Here is a 16,152-nt window from a genome sequence, read left to right on the forward strand (position 1 = left end):
TGTTCTACTCCAGGAACGCCGACGGCGGGCGCAGGCCTTCTGCGGGGCCTCCGTCGCTGCCCTGCGCACTGCCCTGGGTGCTGCCTTGCGTGCCCTGGGTGGTGCCGCCCTGCTCGCCGCCCTGGGTGGTGCCGCCGTTGTCCTGGCCGCCGTTTTCCTGGCCCCCGTTCGCCGGGCCGCCGTTGTCCTGTCCGCCCTGGTTCTGGCCCCCGTTGTTCTGTCCGCCCTGGTTGCGGCCGCCCGTGGGGTTCGACGGTGAGGGCCGGGCGGGGCGCTCGGGGGTGCTGGGCGAGGGTTCGCCGGGGGTTTCCTGCTGCGGGTTGGATTCCGGGCTGGGCGGCGGCGGGGGCGGGGCGGCGCCGGGCTGGAGTTCCAGGTCGAAGTCGACGGGGTCGATGCCTTCCAGGGCGGTCTTGGTGTACGCGGCCCAGATCCGGGCGGGGTAGCCGCCGCCGCCGATGCGTGCCTCGCCGAGGGCGCCGTAGAGGGATTCCAGGGTTCCGGTGTCCGGGTCCTGGCCCATCATGGAGATCACGGTGACCAGGTCCGGGGTGTAGGCGGCGAACCAGGCCGAGCGGTCGAGTTCGCCGGTGCCGGTTTTGCCCGCGGCCGGGTGGCCGGCGGCGAGGGCGGCCGTGCCCGTGCCGTTGTCCACGACGCTGACCAGCATGGACGTGGTGGTGTCGGCGGCTTCGCGGCTGATGGCCTGGGTGGGGGTGCGCTGGGGGAGGCTGATGGTGTCGCCGCCCTTGGTGATCTTTTCCAGGAAGGTGTGGGGGGTGCGTCGGCCGTGGTCGGCGAGGGTGGCGTAGGCCTGGGTCATGTCCAGGACGCTGGCTTGCAGGGTGCCGAGGGCCATGGCCGGGCCGGGTACGAAGTTGGGGGTGTTCTCGGGGACGCCGAGGTCGATGGCGGTCTTCTTGACCTTGGCGGTGCCGACGTCGACCGCCATCTGTGCGTACACGGCGTTGACGGAGAGGTCGGTGGCGGTGTTGACGCTGATGTTCCCGTAGGAGACCTGGCCCTCGTTCTCGGGGGCGAAGCGGATGCGGCCGCCGACGACCGGGCGTTTGTTGTCGCCGTTGTAGATCGTGTTCGGGGTGATCCGGCGGCCGTCCTGGGTGCGGGAGTCGTTCTCGACGGCGGAGGCGAAGACGAAGGGTTTGAAGGTGGAGGCGACCTGGTAGTCGTGGCGGGTCGCGTTGTTCACGTACTGCTTGGTGTAGTCGATGCCGCCGTACATGGCGAGGACCTTGCCGGTGGCCGGGTCGAGGGAGACCCCGCCGGCCCGGACGAGCCGGTCGGCCCCCCGCTTCTCGGGTTCGAGCTTGCTGACCATCTGGTCGTTGACGGCGCCGACGAGGGCGGTCTGGCGGCGTTTGTCGAGGGTGGTGGTGATGCGGTAGCCGCCTTCGGCGAGGGTCTTGTCGTCGAGGATCTCGTTGTCGACGATGTAGTCCTTGATCGCTTCGACGAGGTAGCCGCGTTGGCCGGAGAGGCCGGCGGCCGCGCGGACCTTGCCCGGTTCGGGGAACTGCGTCGTCGCACGTTCGGCGGGGGTCAGCCAGCCCTTCTTGACCATGCCGTCGAGTACGTAGTTCCAGCGGGCGAGGGCGCGGGGGCGGCTCTGGGGGTGGGAGACGACGTCGAAGGCGCTGGGGGAGTTGAGGAGGGTGGCGAGGTAGGCGCCCTCGGCGGTGGTGAGTTTGCCTACGTCCTTGCCGTAGTAGGCCTGGGCGGCGGCCTGGATGCCGTAGGCGTTTCGGCCGAAGTAGCTGGTGTTGAGGTAGCCCTCGAGGATGTAGTTCTTCGACTTCTCACGACCGAGTTTGATCGCGATGAAGAACTCTTTGACCTTTCGTTTGATCGTCTGTTCCTGGCCCAAGTAGTAGTTCTTGACGTACTGCTGGGTGATGGTCGAACCGGACTGGGTGCCCTTGCCGGTCGCGGTGTTCCAGGCGGCGCGGAGCATCGCCTTGGGGTCGACCGCCCGTTCGGAGTGGAAGTCCCGGTCCTCGGCGGCCAGTACGGCCTCCTGCACGGTCCGGGGGACCTGCGACAGCGGCACGTTGACGCGGTTGACCTCGCCGTCGCGGGCGATGTGGGAGCCGTCGGAGTAGAGGTAGACGTTGGACTGCGCGGTGGCGGCGGCATTGGCCGGCGGGATGTCGACCAGCAGGTAGCCGGCCACGAGGGCGCCGCCGATCAGCAGGGCGAAGAGCAGGACGGCGCCGAGGACCGTGCGCCAGGTGGGCAGGAAGCGGCGCCAGCCGGTTCTCCGGCGCCGGGCCTCCTTCCCCGGTCCACCGCCCCGGTGCGGTGGCTGCTGTGCCTGCTGTGCCTGCTGTGGGGTCGGCGGTTCCGTCCGCGGCTGCGGTACCTCGGGCGGGGTGTCGGGGTCACGAGGGGTCCAGCCCGGTGGTGGTGACTGGTCGCTCATCTCCAGGACTCCTCGACGCCGTTCAAAACATCCACTTCCGTACCTCATGCTGTCTACCCGATGGCCACTGATTCCGCCCCGGACGGGCATAAATCGGTCGCGTGGCTCGCCCCTCCGTACTAAGCTCGCGCGCTTTGGCCGACGTAGGAACGACGTGGGAAACGGAGGGATACGGTGCGCCGGAGAGTGCGGAACGGAGCGCTTCGAACGGCGGGTCTCTACCTGGCGGTCGCGGCGGGCGGATTCAGGCGCTACGCCACCTACGGGACGGCAACCGCGGCCGGGGTGTTCACCAACACCGTGTTCGGGTTCATCGTCGCCTACACGTACATCGCGCTCTGGGACGAGCGGCCCGGACTCGGCGGCTACGACCAGGCGCAGGCGCTGACCTTCGTCTGGGTGAGCCAATCGCTGCTCGCCGCCGCCGCCCTGATCGGCGGCGGCTTCCAGGAGGAGCTCCAGGAGCGGATCCGGACGGGCGACATCGCGGTCGACCTCTACCGGCCCGCGGACCTCCAGCTGTGGTGGCTCGCGGCCGATCTGGGCCGGGCGGGCTTCCAGTTGGTGGGTCGCGGGGTGCTGCCGCTGGTGGCGGGGGCGCTGGCGTTCCCGCTGGCGCTGCCCGTCGATCCGGTGCGCTGGCTGCTGTTCCTGGTGTCCGTCCTGCTGGCACTGGTGGTGAGCTTCGCGCTGCGCTACATGGTGGGTCTGGTGGCCTTCTGGCTGATGGACGGGGCGGGGATCAACGTCATGGCCACCGTCGCCTCGATCTTCTTCTCCGGGATGCTGCTGCCGCTGACCGTCTTCCCGGGCGGGTTCGGCGAGTTCGTACGGACCCTGCCGTGGGCGGCGATGCTCCAGGTGCCGATGGACGTCCTGCTGGGCGAACACGCGGGGGCCGGGGACGCGGCCGGGGCGCTGGGCTTCCAGGCCGGGTGGGTGCTCGTACTGCTGGGAACGGGGCGGCTGTTGCAGTCGGCCGCGACGCGGAAGGTGGTGGTCCAGGGTGGCTGAGGCCGAGGCCGAGCTGGAGGCGGTACCGGCGCGTGCACCTGACCGGGCGCGGGAGCGGGGCCGGGAGGGGGCGCGGGACGCCGCGGTGGCGGGGGCGGGGCGGCGCGGCCCGATGCTGGAGGGGCTGCGCGGCTACCGGCTGATCGTGGGCATGTGGATCCGCTCCACGATGACGTACCGGACGTCCTTCGTCCTGACGACCTTCGGGCAGGCGGCGATCACGCTCCTGGACTTCGTCGCGATCTCCATCATGTTCTCCCACGTGGACGCCCTCGGCGGCTTCGCGCTGCCCGAGATCGCCCTGCTGTACGGGTCCTGCTCGGCCTCCCTGGGCCTGGCGGACCTGCTGCTGGGGAACACCGACCGGATCGGGGCCCGGATCCGCGACGGTTCGCTCGACACGATGCTGGTGCGGCCGGTCCCGGTGCTGGCGCAGGTCGCGGCGGACCGGTTCGCGCTGCGCCGGCTGGGCCGGATCGGGCAGGGGGTCGGGGTGATGGGCTGGGCGGTCTGGACCCTGGACGTGGACTGGACGGTCGGGAAGGTGCTGCTGGTGCCCGTGATGGTGCTCGCTGGGGCGGCCATCTTCGGGGCCGTGATGGTGGCCGGTGCGGCCTTCCAGTTCGTGTCCGGGGACGCGGCCGAGGTGCAGAACTCCTTCACCTACGGCGGCTGCACGATGCTGCAGTACCCGCCGACGGTCTTCGCGAAGGACCTGCTGCGCGGGGTGACCTTCATCGTCCCGCTGGCCTTCGTCAACTGGCTGCCGGCGCTGCACGTGTTGGGGCGGCCCGATCCGCTGGGCCTGCCCGGTTGGGTCGCGTACCTAAGCCCGCTGGTGGCCTTCGTGGTGTTCCTGCCCGCGTCGCTGGTGTGGCGCGCGGGAGTCCGTTCGTACCGAAGCACGGGGAGCTAGAGCTGTGGCGGATGCGCTGATCTCGTTGGACGGGGTCGAGAAGGTCTTTGACGTACGGCGCCGGGTGGGCCTGATGCGCCGGGAGAAACGCCAGGTCAGGGCGGTGGACGGGATCAGCTTCGAGGTCGCCCGGGGCGAGGTGGTCGGCTACATCGGGCCCAACGGCGCCGGGAAGTCGACCACGATCAAGATGCTGACCGGCATCCTGACCCCCAGCGGCGGCCGGCTGCGGGTCGCGGGCATCGACCCGGCGCGGGAGCGGATGCGGCTCGCGCACCGCATCGGCGTGGTGTTCGGGCAGCGCACGACGCTGTGGTGGGACCTCCCGCTGAAGGACTCGTACGGGCTGATGCGGCGGCTGTACCGGGTGCCGAGGGCGCGGTTCGAGGAGAACCTGGAGCGCTGCGTGGAACGGCTCGACCTGGCCGAGCTGTTGGACGTACCGGTACGGCAGTTGTCGCTCGGGCAGCGGATGCGCGGGGACATCGCGGCGGCGCTGCTGCACGATCCGGAGGTGCTGTACCTGGACGAGCCGACGATCGGGCTCGACGTGGTGAGCAAGGCGAAGGTACGGGGCTTCCTGCGGCAGCTGAACGAGGAACTCGGTACGACCGTGCTGCTCACCACGCACGACCTCCAGGACATCGAGCAGCTGTGCGAGCGGGTGATGGTGATCGACCACGGGCGGTTGATGTACGACGGCCCGCTGGGCGGGCTGCACGAGGCGGGGGCGGCGGGGGAGAGCGAGCGGACGCTGGTGGTGGACCTGGAGCGGGAGCTCGCGCCGATCAGCGTGGCGGGGGCGCGGGTGGTGAAGGTGGAGGGGCCGCGGCAGTGGCTGGCGTTCCCGGCGGGGGCGTCGGCGGCGCCGCTGGTGGCGGCGGTGGCGGCGGACTACCCGCTGGTGGACCTGTCGGTGCGGGAGCCGGACATCGAGGACGTGATCGCGCGGATGTACGCGGGGCGCGGCTGAGGTTTCCCGCGTCCCCCGCGTCAGGGGAAAACCGGGGACGATCTGGGGACGATCTCAGGGGCCGAGCCGTACAACTCGCCGACAACCCTGCATAGTCTGGTCCACATGAGTGACGAGCGGCCGGAGAAGCCGTTGCCGGAGTTGAGGGCGTCGGACGCCGACCGGGACCGGGTGGTGGAGCGCCTGCGGGACGCCGTCGCCGAGGGCCGGCTCGACATGGAGGAGTTCGAGGAGCGGCTCGACGCGGCGTACAAGTCGCGGACGTACGCGGAACTGGAACCGCTGACGCGGGACCTGCCGGCGCCGGCGGGCGGGCCGCTGGGCGGGCCGGTGGCCCCGCCGACGGCGGCGGCCGAGCCCTGGACGGGCCGGATCGGCGGCGGGGGCAGTTCGGCGGTGGCCGTCGCGGTCATGTCGGGCTTCCAGCGCAAGGGCCGGTGGACGGTGCCGGCGCGGTTCGACGCGGTGGCGTTCTGGGGCGGCGGGGAGCTGGACCTGCGCGAGGCGGACTTCGCGCAGCGCGAGGTGGTGATCAACTGCGTCGCGATCATGGGCGGCATCGAGATCACGGTGCCGCCGGGGGTGGAAGTGGACGTCCGGGGCTTCGGCTTCATGGGCGCCTTCGACCAGCGCGACACCCCGGGGCCGTCGGAGCCGGGTGCGCCGCGGGTGGTCGTGACGGGCTTCGCCTTCTGGGGCGGCGTGGAGGTCAAGGTCAAGAAGCGCAAGCGCCCGCTGGACGGCCCGTCCCTCCGCAAGGAGCTGTAGGGTCCCGTCCCTTTGGCTCCCGCCGGGGTGGCGGTGTGGTTTCGGCTCCGGCCGGTCGGTGGTGCCGGGGCTCTGCCCTTTGGCTCCCGCCGGGGTGGCGGTGTGGTTTCGGCTTCCGCCGGTCGGTGGTGCCGGGGCTCTGCCCCGGACCCCGCGCCTCAAGCGCCGGCGGGGCTGGGTGGTGTGGGGCGGTGCCCCGCCGGAATGTCTCCTCGGCTCGCGCGGTGCGGCATGTCGCGGTGGTGCTCGGTGGTGCGCGCTCGTCCTGCGGGGACACTCCACCGTGTCCCCACCCCACGGCAAGGCTCCGACAGTGCCCCGAAGCCGCCCCGACGCGTGGGGAGCGGGGAAGTGGAGGGGTGTCCCCGCAGGACGAGCGCGCGACCACTGAGCACAACCGAGATGGCTCGTAGGCGCCGAGCCGAGGAGACACCCCTCCGCGGCCCCGCGCACCGGCCCGCACCGCGCCCAGATCCCGGCCGGCAGGCCAGCGCGGACCGGCCCGCCCTGGGCCGGGATTTCGGCCGGCAGGCCAGGGCGGGCCGGCCTGCACCGCGCCCGGATTTCGGCCGGCAGGCCAGCGCGGGCCGGCCCGCACCGCGCCCGGATTCCGGCCGGCAGGCCGGCGCGGGCCGGCGCGGTTCGCCGCCCGGACTTGCCGCAGCGGGAGTGAGCGGGCGCCGCCCGGGTCGTGCCCGCGGGCCTGTCGGCGGCTGGCCCTAGGGGGTCAGGGGTGCCCGGACGGCCCGGTCCTGGGGGACCGCCTCGGCGGCGCGCCGGGGGCGTCGGGGTACCCGGGGCCGCGCCCCGGGTTGTCATCGTCGCCCCCGCGGGAGCGGACTGGCGTGGCGGGAACTCCTCGTCCCGCCCAGGAGTCGGATGCTATGCAGACAAAACCGGCGCCCCCGGGGGAAGGCAGGAGCACGTGGAGAACCGCAGCACCACCGGAGGTACCAGAACGGCACCACCACCCACCCGCGGCGGGTTCGTGTTCAGCGCCGCCGACGAGGAGCGCCGCCGCGGGGTCCGCCGGATGAAGGCCACCGCGACCGGGCTGCTGATCCTGGTCGCGCTGGTCTACGTACTCGCGAAGTACGCCCAGCACGCCTGGGGCGCGGGCGGCTGGGCCGCGTACGTCGCCGCCGCGGCCGAGGCCGGCATGGTCGGCGCGCTCGCGGACTGGTTCGCCGTGACCGCCCTGTTCCGGCGCCCGCTCGGCCTGCCCATCCCGCACACCGCGATCATCCCGACCAAGAAGGACCAGCTCGGCGTCACCCTCGGCGAGTTCGTCGGGGAGAACTTCCTCTCCGCCGACGTGGTCCGGGCCCGGCTCCACGCCCTCGGCATCGGCGGCCGCCTCGGCTCCTGGCTCGCCGAGCCCGAGCACGCCGACCGGGTCACGGCCGAGCTGGCGGCCGCCCTGCGCGGCGCGCTCACCGTGCTGCGCGACTCCGACGTGCAGGCCGTCGTGGGCGAGGCCATCACCCGGCGCGCCGAGACCGCCGAGATCGCGCCGGGCATCGGCAAGACCCTGGGGCGGGTGGTCGAGGACGGCGGCCACCGCCGCGCCGTGGACCTCATCTGCGCCAAGGCCCACGACTGGCTCGTCACGCACGGGGCTTCGATCACGGACGCGGTCCAGGGCGGCGCTCCGGGCTGGACCCCCCGGTTCGTGGACCGCAAGGTGGGCGAGCGCGTCTACAAGGAGCTGCTGCGCTTCGTCACGGAGATGCGGGACATGCCCGAGCATCCGGCGCGCGGGGCGGTGGACCGTTTCCTGACGGACTTCGCGGCCGATCTCCAATCGGACACGGAGACCCGCGCGAAGGTGGAGCGGCTCAAGTCCGAGATCCTGGCGCGCGACGAGGTCCAGGACGTCATCGCCTCCGCCTGGTCGGCGATCCGGTCGATGATCATCTCGGCGGCGGAGGACGAGCAGAGCGAGCTGCGCCTGCGGGTCCGTGCCTCGCTGATCTCCTTCGGTGCGCGTCTGGCCACCGACGTCCGCCTGCAGGCGAAGGTGGAGGGCTGGATCGAGGGCGCGGTCGTCTACGTCGTCACCACCTACCGGACCGAGATCACCTCGCTGATCACGGACACGGTGGCGGGCTGGGACGCCGAGCACACCTCCCGCAAGATCGAGGCCCACATCGGCCGTGACCTGCAGTTCATCCGGATCAACGGCACGGTGGTCGGCGCCCTGGCGGGCCTGCTGATCTATACGGTGTCCCGCGCCTTCGGGGCGTAGACCGCAGGGGTCCGGGCCGCCGGGGTCCGGGCCGTCGGGAACGGCAGTTCCAGCTGGGCGTGCCCGCGGGTGGTGACCTGCAGGGGCGCGGGGCGGGCGGCGCCCAGTTCCAGGAGGGCGCGCAGGGCGGCGATCACGTCCGTCGGTCTGCCGCGCAGGATCCCGGGGGTCGTGCTGGCCACCAGGACGCCCCGGGACTCCAGGCGCAGCCGCCGGTGCAGGGTGGCCTGCCAGGCGTCGCGCGTGTAGTGGTACTCCGCGGAGTCGATCTCCAGGGCCACGCCCTCCTCGGTCCAGTACGCGTCCGGGCTGGCGAGGAAGGCCCCGTCCGGGTCGTGGAGGCGGGCGTTCCAGAGCGGGGCCGGCAGGTCGGTCGCCGCCAGGGCGTCGCGTGCGCGGCCCTCGGCGATCGAGCGGACGCCGGCGACCAGCTCCGCGGCCGCGGCCCGTACGGCGGGGCGGCCGCGGACGCGGCCCGCGCGCAGTTCGGCGTGCAGGTCGTGCGGGTGGCACCAGCCGCCCTGGACGACGTTGGCCAGTACGGAGCGCACCAGATCGGCATCGCCATCGTCCGTCCGGGCCGCGAAGTCGGCGGCGGCTCGGATCGGGCGGGCGCTGGGGACGCCGCGGATGTGGAGGGTGGCGGGCCAGCGCGAGGTGGAGTAGGGCCGGACCCGGCCGGTGGCGGCCGGTGAGCGCGGGGCGCGCACGAGGACGTCCAGCGGTTCGGACGGGGCGTCGCGGACGCCCAGGAGGGCGAGCGCGGCCCCGCCGGTGAGCGCGGCGGTGGACCCGGAGAGCGGGTCGGCCGCGGGGTGGGCGGCGTACAGGACGGCGGAGAGCGCCTGCTGCCTGGCGTCGGGCGGGCCGGTCTGGAGGAGGTACACCCGTGGCAGGAGCCGCTGCCAGGGACCTCCGTGGCGGCTGCGGCCGCTGATGGTGGCGGCCGGGATCCCGGCCTGCGTGAGCTGGTGGTAGGTGGCCATGTTGAGCTGCCGCTGGGCGAGGCGGGCGAGGGAAGTGCCGTGAGTGATCATGCCCCGGGTATGCCCGGCGGGGCGTGCCCGATGCTCAGGCCGAGGGGTGGTTCGGGGCGAGGAAGACGACGACGCCGTTCTGCGTGCCGGGCAGCGGGGTGACCTCGTGCCAGCCGAGGCGCCGGTAGGTGGCGACGGTGTCGGTGGCCATCCGGGCGGTCAGCAGCCAGGCGCGCTCGTCGGGGGCGTCGGCGGTGATCTCGGCGAGGAGGGCGCGTCCGGTGCCGGTCCCGCGGGCGTGCGGGCGTACGGCGAGCTCGTCGATCTCAAGGGCGCCGATGAGGAGTTCCCGGACGCGCTGTCGGCCGAGCTGCGCGGAGACCTGCCCGTAGCCGCGGTCGCGGGGGAAGGTCTTGGGGGTCAGCCAACCGGTGGCGAAGCCGTCGATGCCCGCGGGCGACTGCGCGAAGGCGGTACGGAAACCGGCGCGGCGGCTGTCGGCCTGGAGTCGCAGGGAGAATTGGCGAATGGTTTCTTCGTCCTCGTTCCAAGGGGGCGCGGAGAACACCTCGCTGTAGGCGTCGGCCAGTTCGTCCGAGAGGTCCAGCACGGCCGGTCCGTAACAGATCACGTTTGCAGCTCCTTGGGCCGGCTTGGGCGGGTTGGGTCGTATCGCCCGTGTAGGAGAGTGAATCTACGCCGGGGAGGTTCCACGGAGGGCACCTGCACGGATCCGGAGGGTGTGCGACAAATCCGACTTCCGTACGGTGGCCCGGGCCGCCCGTATCGCTGCCCCGGGCCCGGCGTTGAACCCGTGTGTCCAGCTCTCTCCTGCGCAAGGCCCTGGTCGGCCTCGCCGCGTGCGCCGTGGCGTTCTTCATCACCCTGGGCGTCATCGCCGCCTTGCCCCGCACCGTCCAGGACACCGTTCCGCGCGGCGTCCTCGGCGGAGCCGTCGTGGTCCTGGGCGTGACGACCGCGCGCCGCTTCACGCGGCGCGCGCGTTAGCCTCGTCCGGAGACGTTCGAACGGCTGGAGGACTCCACGATGGCGCAGATTCCCGCCTCGGCACTAGCGGCGGCCGGCCTGGTCGGCGGCTACGCCACGGCCCGCTGGACCGGCGTACGCCCGCTCGGCGGCGTGGTCCTCGCGGCCGCCGGCGCCGTCGCGGCCCGCGAATGGCACCGCCGCACGACCCCGACGACGACGGCCCTCCTCGGCGCGGCCTACGTCGCCGCGTTCGCGGGATCGCACCCCCTGGCGAAGAAGATCGGCGCCTGGCCGGCCGTCTTCACGGCCGCCGCCGCGGTGGCCACGGCCTCCTACGCGGCGGCGGACCGCTGAGGAGCATGGCGTTCTCAGCCCCCGTGGCACTCCGAGTACGGCTTGCCCGACGTGCACCAGCAGGAGGCCGTGGGGGTCGGGGGCCACGGGGTGGCCTTGCCGCGGGCCGCCAGGGTCGTGGCGTATTCGGCCAGGAGGGACGGGGAGGCCGGGGAGGTCTTCTCCGATGCGGCGAAGGCCTCGTAGGAGGGGACGCTCGCCGTGACGATGCCCAGGTTCGTGGTGCCCGAGGCGGCCAGGGCGCGCAGGGAGGTTTCGATGTCCCGCAGGTGGGCCTCGTGCGAGGGGTACTCGGAGGCGAGGGTCGGGTAGCCGGTCAGCAGCTCTGACAGTTCGCGCTGCGGCCAGTGCAGGATCGCCACCGGGAACGGGCGGGAGAGGGCCGCGCGGCGGTCGCCCAGTTCGGCGCGCAGGCGGGCGATCTCGGCGCGCAGTTCGGCGGGGTCGTCGGAGCCCAGGGCCCAGATGCGCTTCGGGTCGTGGAGCTCGTCGAGGGGGATCGGGCCGATGTGGCGGGTGTCCGCGACCATGTCCCAGTCGTCGTGCGGGCGCCCGAGGAGGCGGCGTACGCGGTGGCGGCCCGTGAGCAGGGCGGTGGTGGCCGGGGTCAGCGGGTCGTCCTCCGCGATGAGGAGGGTGGCCGCCTCGGTGAAGCAGTCGTGCGAGGCCTCCAACTCGTCGTGGGCCTCCAGGGCTTCCGCGATGACCTCCCACGGCGCCGGGTCCTTGGGCGAGGCGGCGCGGATGCCGTTGATGAGGGCGCGCGCCTCCGCCTCGTGGCCGTACTCCCAGAGGTTCGCCGCCTGGAGGGCCTTGATCAGGTGGGGGTCGGCGGGCGAGGAGGAGAGGAGTTGGTCGTACAGGGCACTCGCCCGGTCGCGTGCGTCGGCCAGTTCGAGGTGGGCCGCGGCCTGGAGGAGCAAGGGCTCCTGGTCCTCGGGGTAGCGGGTCGCCGTGCGGATGAGGCGCTCGGCTTCGGCGATGTGCTCGGCAGGCGTGTCGGGGCGCATGGTTCACACCGTACTGCTGCTGGTCAGTTGGCGGGGGAGGACTTAGGGTGCCGCCCGTGCGAGATCGCGTACCCGTGGTGGTGCAGGGGAGCGGCCGGCGGGGGCGCCGGGCCGGTCTCGCGGGGGTGTTGTGGGCGGGCGCCGAGTTGATCGTCACCGTGGGGGTGGTGGTCCTGTTGCTGGTGGTGCATCAGGTGTGGTGGACCAATCGGCAGGCGGCGGCCGGCGCGCAGGAGCGGGTCCGGGCGCTGGAGCGGTCCTGGGGTGATGGTCCCGACCGTGGTTCGGGGGCCGGGGCCGGGGCCGGGGCGGGGGTCGGTGGCGTTCCGGCGACGGGGCCGGAGCCGAGCGGGCCGGAGCCGAGCGGGCCGGCGGATTCCGGGGCGGCGGATTCCGGGGCGGCGCCCGCGGCGACCCGGGCCGCCCGGCCCGCCGCCGGGACCGGCGGGCCCGCCGGGCCTTCCGCGCGGGACCGGGCGTACGCCGTGCTGCGCATCCCGCGCCTCGGGCTCGTCGTGCCCGTCGCGCAGGGCGTGGACAAGCGGGCCGTCCTGGACAAGGGCTACGCCGGGCAGTATCCGGGGACCGCCGGGCCGGGGGCGCAGGGGAACTTCGCGCTGGCCGGGCACCGGAACACGCACGGCGAGCCGTTCCGGTACGTCAACCGGCTGCGGGCGGGCGACGAGCTGATCGTCGACGTGCGCGGGCGCCGGTTCACGTACGTGGTCGGGAAGATCCTGAGCGAGACCACCGAGCGGGACACCGGGGTGATCGCGCCCGTGCCGCGCAGCGTGGTGAAACCGGACCAGGGGTACAGCGAGCCCGGGGCGTACATCACGCTCACCACCTGCACGCCCGAGTACAGCTCGAAGTACCGGCTGGTGGTCTGGGGGACCCTACTCAGGTCTTCCTGACCTCGATACTTCCGGCCGATGGATCTGTCGGTGGACCCGGTTACCATCGATCTCGTACGGGAGTTCGTGCGCGGGAGTGGGAGAGGGGGAGGTCCGTATGGCTCGGCAACGACACGACGGCCGCCTGCTGTCCTGCGCCCTGTTCGCGCGGACCTCGCGGGCCCTTGCCCTGCTGCTCCCGCTCGTGCTGCTCGGGGGGCTCCTCGGGCTGTTCGCCGGGGAGGGCGGGCTGGGCGCCGTGGTGGTCGCCCTCGCGGCCACCGTCGCCGTGGGCACCGCGGCCCTCGCCGCTGCCGCGCGGCTCGTGCGGCCCGTGCCGCCGCACCGAATACGCACCGCGATCCGTGATCGCGAGCAGCGCACGGCCTTCCTGCCGCAGCGTGATCCCGATGCCTCGGGCCGGTCGAGGCCCAGGGCGCCCGGCCGTCTCGTCCCGACGGCCGCGTAGGGGCGCGCAGTACTTCTCGCCTTCTGCTGACTGATCACTGTTGTCGCCCCTCGCGGGTCGTCACGCCGAAATGCATCTCTTTCGACGTTCGACGAGACCCTCCGGAGGGCCCGCGTGTCCGTTTTCACCCACCTTGTTGCTGAGCTGGGCCGGCTTTTGGAGCCGGTGCTGGCGCAGTCCGCGACCGCTGCCGCGATCGTGCTGTTCACCGTGCTCGTACGGCTCGCGCTGCACCCGCTGAGTCGGGCCGCCTTCCGGGGAGCGACTCCTGCGGCGGGGTGCCTGCCGATGCTGTTGCAGTTGCCGGTGTTCTTCGTGATGTACCAGGCGTTCTCCTCCGCCGAGGTGGGCGGGAAGGTGAACGAGCTGCTCGGGCACCGACTCTTCGCCGCGCCGCTGGGGGCCCGGTGGACCGAGGCGCTGGGCGAGGGCGGCCCGTTCGGGGCGCAGGGGCTGGTGTTCCTCGGGCTGTTCGGGGCGATCGCGGTGGTGGCCGCTTGGAGTGCGGTGCGGGGGCGTCGGACGGCCGCCTCGGTCGCGGCGGCCGCCGCTGCCGCTGCCGCTGACCCGAAGAAGCCGGCCGGTCGGGTCGCTCCCAGGGGCGGGGCGAAGGCCGGAACGAAGGGCGGGTCGAAGGCGGGAGCCGGGGGCGGGGTCATGGCCGAGGTGAGTGCCGAACAGCAGGAGGTCATGCGCAAGCTGGGCGGCGTACTGCCCCTGCTGTCGTTCGGAACGCTGATCACGGCCGCCGTGGTGCCGCTGGCCGCCGGGCTGTACCTGCTGACCACCACTGCGTGGTCGGTGGCGGAGCGGGCCTGGCTCCAGTACCGCAAGGACCGGGCGGAGCGGCTGACGGTTGGAGGCGAGCGTTCCAGTCTGTGAACAGGGTCTTGCGGATGGGGTGGCCATCTTGGAGGATCGACCAAATCCTCCGATGGCCGCAACCCATCGGCCGGCCCTGGGCACGCCCCGGGCCGACCACCCACGACCACGGGAGAATGCCCATGAAGCTGCTGCGTGTCGGACCCGTAGGGTCGGAGCGCCCCGCGCTGCTCGACCGGGACGGGACCCTGCGTGACCTGTCCGGCCTGATCACGGATGTGGACGGCGGCCTGCTCGCCGACGACTCGGTCCTGACCCGGGTACGGGACGCGGCCGAGTCCGGTGAGCTTCCGGTCCTGAGCGGCGAAGGCCTGCGCATCGGTGCCCCGGTCGGCCACATCGGCAAGGTCGTGGGCATCGGCCTGAACTACTTCGGGCACGCCGCCGAGATCGGCGCGGAGCCGCCGGCCGAGCCGATCCTGTTCCTGAAGGCCCCGGACACCGTGGTCGGCCCCGACGACACCGTGCTGATCCCGCGCGGCAGCGTGAAGACCGACTGGGAGGCCGAGCTCGGCGTCGTCATCGGCAGCACCGCCCGCTACCTGGACTCCGCGGTGCAGGGGCTCGCGCACGTCGGCGGGTACGTGCTGGTCAACGACGTTTCGGAGCGCGAGTTCCAGATCGAGCGCGGCGGCACCTGGGACAAGGGCAAGAACTGCGAGACCTTCACCCCGCTCGGCCCCTGGCTGCTCACCGCCGACGAGGTTCCGAACCCGCAGGTCCTGGACGTGAAGCTGTGGGTCAACGGTGGGCTCAAGCAGGACGGCAACACCTCGGACCAGATCTTCCCGGTCGGCGAGGTCGTCCGGTACCTGAGCCACTTCATGACCCTGTACCCGGGCGACGTCATCGTCACCGGTACGCCGGGCGGCGTGGCCATGGGCCAGCCGGAGCCGAAGCCCTACCTGCGGGCCGGTGACGTGGTGGAGGTGGAGATCACGGGTCTCGGCCGTCAGCGCCAGGAGTTCAAGGGCGCGTAGTCGGACACGGGTGTCGGACACGGGTGTCGGACACGGGTGAGGGGCGGGGGCGCCATCGGCGGCCCCGCCCCTTCCGCGTGCCGTCGCCCGTTCCTCGTCTCCTCGTCTCCGGGGCTCCGGCCGTCAGGCGGAACCGGACGCCGCGGCGGGAAGTTCCACGGTCACGCCCTCCACGGACGACCGGCGGGCCGCCTCCAGCACGTCGAGGCAGTGCGCGGCCTCGATCGCCGTCACGGGCGCGGGCCCGCCCGTGCGCAGCGCTGCCGCGACGGCGGCGTAGTACGCCGGGTAGTCGCCCTGCTCGGTCGGGACCGGGATCCCGCCGCCGGTCAGCGGGGACTCGCCGGAACCGAGGACTCCCCACAGGTGCGGGGGCTCCTCGCCCCAGGGCAGGTCCCCGTCCGGCCGCAGCCCTTCGCGCAGGGCGCCCTCCTGCGGGTCGAGGCCGTACTTCACGTAGCCGGCCCGCGAACCCAGGACGCGGAACCGCGGTCCGAGCTGGGCGGTGGTCGCGCTGACGTAGAGGTGGGAGCGGACCCCGTTCGCGTGCGTGACCGCGATGAAGGTGTCGTCGTCGGTCTCGGCGCCCGGGCGGCGCAGATCGGCCTCCGCGTAGACCCGTACGGCCGGGCCGAACAGCACGAGCGCCTGGTCTACGACGTGACTGCCGAGGTCGTACAGCAGGCCGCCGATCTCCTCGGGGGCGCCCGACTCGCGCCAGCCGCCCTTCAGCTGCGGGCGCCAGCGCTCGAAACGGGATTCGAAGCGCTGCACCTCGCCGAGTTCGCCGCCGGCGATGAGGCGGCGCACGGTGAGGAAGTCGTTGTCCCAGCGGCGGTTCTGGAAGACGGAGAGGAAGGTTCCGCTGCGGTCCGCGAGGGCGGCGAGCGCGCGGGCCTCGGCGGCGGTGGCGGCGAGCGGCTTGTCCACGACCACGGGGATGCCGGCTTCGAGGGCGGTGGTGGCGAGCGGGACGTGCGTGCGGTTCGGGGAGGCGATCACGACCAGGTCGAGGTCCCGGTCCCACAACTCGGCGGCGGTGGCGGCGATGCGCACGTCGGGGAACTCCGCGCGGGCCTGGGCCTGTCGGGCCGGGTCGGAGGTGACGACGGTGTCGAGGGCGAGCCCGTCCGTGGCGGCCACGAGGGGGGCGTGGAAGACGGAGCCGGCGAGTCCGTAGCCGATGAGGCCGACGCGGAGGGGGGTGGTGGGGGCGGAGGTGCTCATGGGGACCACTT

Annotated in this window: 16 protein-coding genes; 11 read left to right on the forward strand and 5 right to left on the reverse strand. The window is 73.0% G+C overall.

Translation table 11 applies throughout. The features are described from left to right. Nucleotides 1-4 precede the first annotated feature (4 nt). Complete coding sequence (locus tag OG594_RS06425; protein WP_266596029.1) at nt 5-2,440, reverse strand: transglycosylase domain-containing protein; 2,436 nt, start codon at nt 2,438-2,440, stop codon at nt 5-7. A 186-nt stretch (nt 2,441-2,626) separates the two neighbouring features. Between OG594_RS06425 and OG594_RS06430 the strand changes: the two genes are divergently transcribed. The 5 genes from OG594_RS06430 (at nt 2,627) to OG594_RS06450 (ending at nt 8,359) form a co-directional block, all read left to right on the forward strand. Then, the gene (locus tag OG594_RS06430; protein ID WP_266596031.1) at nt 2,627-3,454 is read left to right on the forward strand and encodes an ABC-2 family transporter protein; all 828 of its coding nucleotides are present in this window, start codon (nt 2,627-2,629) and stop codon (nt 3,452-3,454) included. Nucleotides 3,455-3,566: 112 nt separating this feature from the next. After that, entirely contained in the window at nt 3,567-4,370 is an 804-nt protein-coding gene (locus OG594_RS06435; protein ID WP_266602673.1) for an ABC transporter permease, read from the forward strand. Between the two features lie 4 nt (nt 4,371-4,374). Further along, on the forward strand, nt 4,375-5,343 hold the full coding sequence (locus tag OG594_RS06440) for an ATP-binding cassette domain-containing protein (protein WP_266596032.1): 969 nt from the start codon (nt 4,375-4,377) through the stop codon (nt 5,341-5,343). Between the two features lie 105 nt (nt 5,344-5,448). Next, entirely contained in the window at nt 5,449-6,111 is a 663-nt protein-coding gene (locus OG594_RS06445) for a DUF1707 domain-containing protein (protein WP_266596033.1), read from the forward strand. A 925-nt stretch (nt 6,112-7,036) separates the two neighbouring features. Beyond that, nucleotides 7,037-8,359: a DUF445 domain-containing protein gene (locus OG594_RS06450; protein ID WP_266596034.1), complete on the forward strand. Its 1,323-nt coding sequence runs from the start codon at nt 7,037-7,039 to the stop codon at nt 8,357-8,359. Here OG594_RS06450 and OG594_RS06455 read toward each other — a convergent pair. Continuing rightward, nucleotides 8,329-9,396, reverse strand: coding sequence for a hypothetical protein (locus tag OG594_RS06455; protein WP_266596035.1), 1,068 nt, complete (start codon nt 9,394-9,396; stop codon nt 8,329-8,331). The two genes, OG594_RS06450 and OG594_RS06455, sit on opposite strands and share 31 nt — an antisense overlap. Before the next feature lie 34 nt (nt 9,397-9,430). Further along, entirely contained in the window at nt 9,431-9,967 is a 537-nt protein-coding gene (locus OG594_RS06460) for an N-acetyltransferase (RefSeq protein WP_266596036.1), read from the reverse strand. 185 nt (nt 9,968-10,152) lie between these two features. On the opposite strand from OG594_RS06460, the gene OG594_RS06465 reads away from it, so the two are divergent. Both OG594_RS06465 and OG594_RS06470 read left to right on the forward strand, forming a co-directional pair. Beyond that, on the forward strand, nt 10,153-10,344 hold the full coding sequence (locus OG594_RS06465; protein ID WP_266596037.1) for a hypothetical protein: 192 nt from the start codon (nt 10,153-10,155) through the stop codon (nt 10,342-10,344). A 39-nt stretch (nt 10,345-10,383) separates the two neighbouring features. After that, complete coding sequence (locus tag OG594_RS06470; RefSeq protein WP_266596038.1) at nt 10,384-10,680, forward strand: hypothetical protein; 297 nt, start codon at nt 10,384-10,386, stop codon at nt 10,678-10,680. Nucleotides 10,681-10,694: 14 nt separating this feature from the next. Here OG594_RS06470 and OG594_RS06475 read toward each other — a convergent pair whose 3' ends face one another. After that, nucleotides 10,695-11,690: a hypothetical protein gene (locus OG594_RS06475; RefSeq protein WP_266596039.1), complete on the reverse strand. Its 996-nt coding sequence runs from the start codon at nt 11,688-11,690 to the stop codon at nt 10,695-10,697. A gap of 56 nt (nt 11,691-11,746) precedes the next feature. On the opposite strand from OG594_RS06475, the gene OG594_RS06480 reads away from it, so the two are divergent. The 4 genes from OG594_RS06480 to OG594_RS06495 all read left to right on the forward strand — a co-directional run bounded on the left by OG594_RS06480 (nt 11,747) and on the right by OG594_RS06495 (nt 14,914). Further along, complete coding sequence (locus OG594_RS06480) at nt 11,747-12,604, forward strand: class E sortase (RefSeq protein WP_266596040.1); 858 nt, start codon at nt 11,747-11,749, stop codon at nt 12,602-12,604. A gap of 97 nt (nt 12,605-12,701) precedes the next feature. After that, a complete protein-coding gene (locus OG594_RS06485) occupies nt 12,702-13,052 on the forward strand; it encodes a DUF6412 domain-containing protein (protein WP_266596041.1) in 351 nt (116 codons plus the stop codon). A 114-nt stretch (nt 13,053-13,166) separates the two neighbouring features. Beyond that, on the forward strand, nt 13,167-13,934 hold the full coding sequence (locus tag OG594_RS06490) for a YidC/Oxa1 family membrane protein insertase (protein WP_266596042.1): 768 nt from the start codon (nt 13,167-13,169) through the stop codon (nt 13,932-13,934). 122 nt (nt 13,935-14,056) lie between these two features. Continuing rightward, nucleotides 14,057-14,914, forward strand: a complete 858-nt coding sequence (locus OG594_RS06495; protein WP_266596043.1) for a fumarylacetoacetate hydrolase family protein — start codon at nt 14,057-14,059, stop codon at nt 14,912-14,914. A gap of 123 nt (nt 14,915-15,037) precedes the next feature. On the opposite strand, the gene OG594_RS06500 is transcribed toward OG594_RS06495, so the two are convergent. Next, nucleotides 15,038-16,141 carry a Gfo/Idh/MocA family oxidoreductase gene (locus OG594_RS06500; RefSeq protein ID WP_266596045.1) on the reverse strand — a complete coding sequence of 368 codons (1,104 nt, stop codon included), beginning with the start codon at nt 16,139-16,141 and terminating at the stop codon, nt 15,038-15,040. Nucleotides 16,142-16,152: the final 11 nt, after the last annotated feature.

It is taken from the genome of Streptomyces sp. NBC_01214 (genome assembly GCF_026340975.1).
Lineage (GTDB): Bacteria > Actinomycetota > Actinomycetes > Streptomycetales > Streptomycetaceae > Streptomyces.

What these genes read in the sequence shown, in the direction of transcription:
- OG594_RS06435 (WP_266602673.1), top strand. Translation starts at nt 3,567, where the DNA reads ATGCTGGAGGGGCTGCGCGGCTACCGGCTGATCGTGGGCATGTGGATC.
- OG594_RS06500 (WP_266596045.1), bottom strand. Translation starts at nt 16,141, where the DNA reads ATGAGCACCTCCGCCCCCACCACCCCCCTCCGCGTCGGCCTCATCGGC.
- OG594_RS06455 (WP_266596035.1), bottom strand. Translation starts at nt 9,396, where the DNA reads ATGATCACTCACGGCACTTCCCTCGCCCGCCTCGCCCAGCGGCAGCTC.
- OG594_RS06425 (WP_266596029.1), bottom strand. Translation starts at nt 2,440, where the DNA reads ATGAGCGACCAGTCACCACCACCGGGCTGGACCCCTCGTGACCCCGAC.
- OG594_RS06495 (WP_266596043.1), top strand. Translation starts at nt 14,057, where the DNA reads ATGAAGCTGCTGCGTGTCGGACCCGTAGGGTCGGAGCGCCCCGCGCTG.
- OG594_RS06445 (WP_266596033.1), top strand. Translation starts at nt 5,449, where the DNA reads ATGAGTGACGAGCGGCCGGAGAAGCCGTTGCCGGAGTTGAGGGCGTCG.
- OG594_RS06475 (WP_266596039.1), bottom strand. Translation starts at nt 11,690, where the DNA reads ATGCGCCCCGACACGCCTGCCGAGCACATCGCCGAAGCCGAGCGCCTC.
- OG594_RS06485 (WP_266596041.1), top strand. Translation starts at nt 12,702, where the DNA reads ATGGCTCGGCAACGACACGACGGCCGCCTGCTGTCCTGCGCCCTGTTC.
- OG594_RS06470 (WP_266596038.1), top strand. Translation starts at nt 10,384, where the DNA reads ATGGCGCAGATTCCCGCCTCGGCACTAGCGGCGGCCGGCCTGGTCGGC.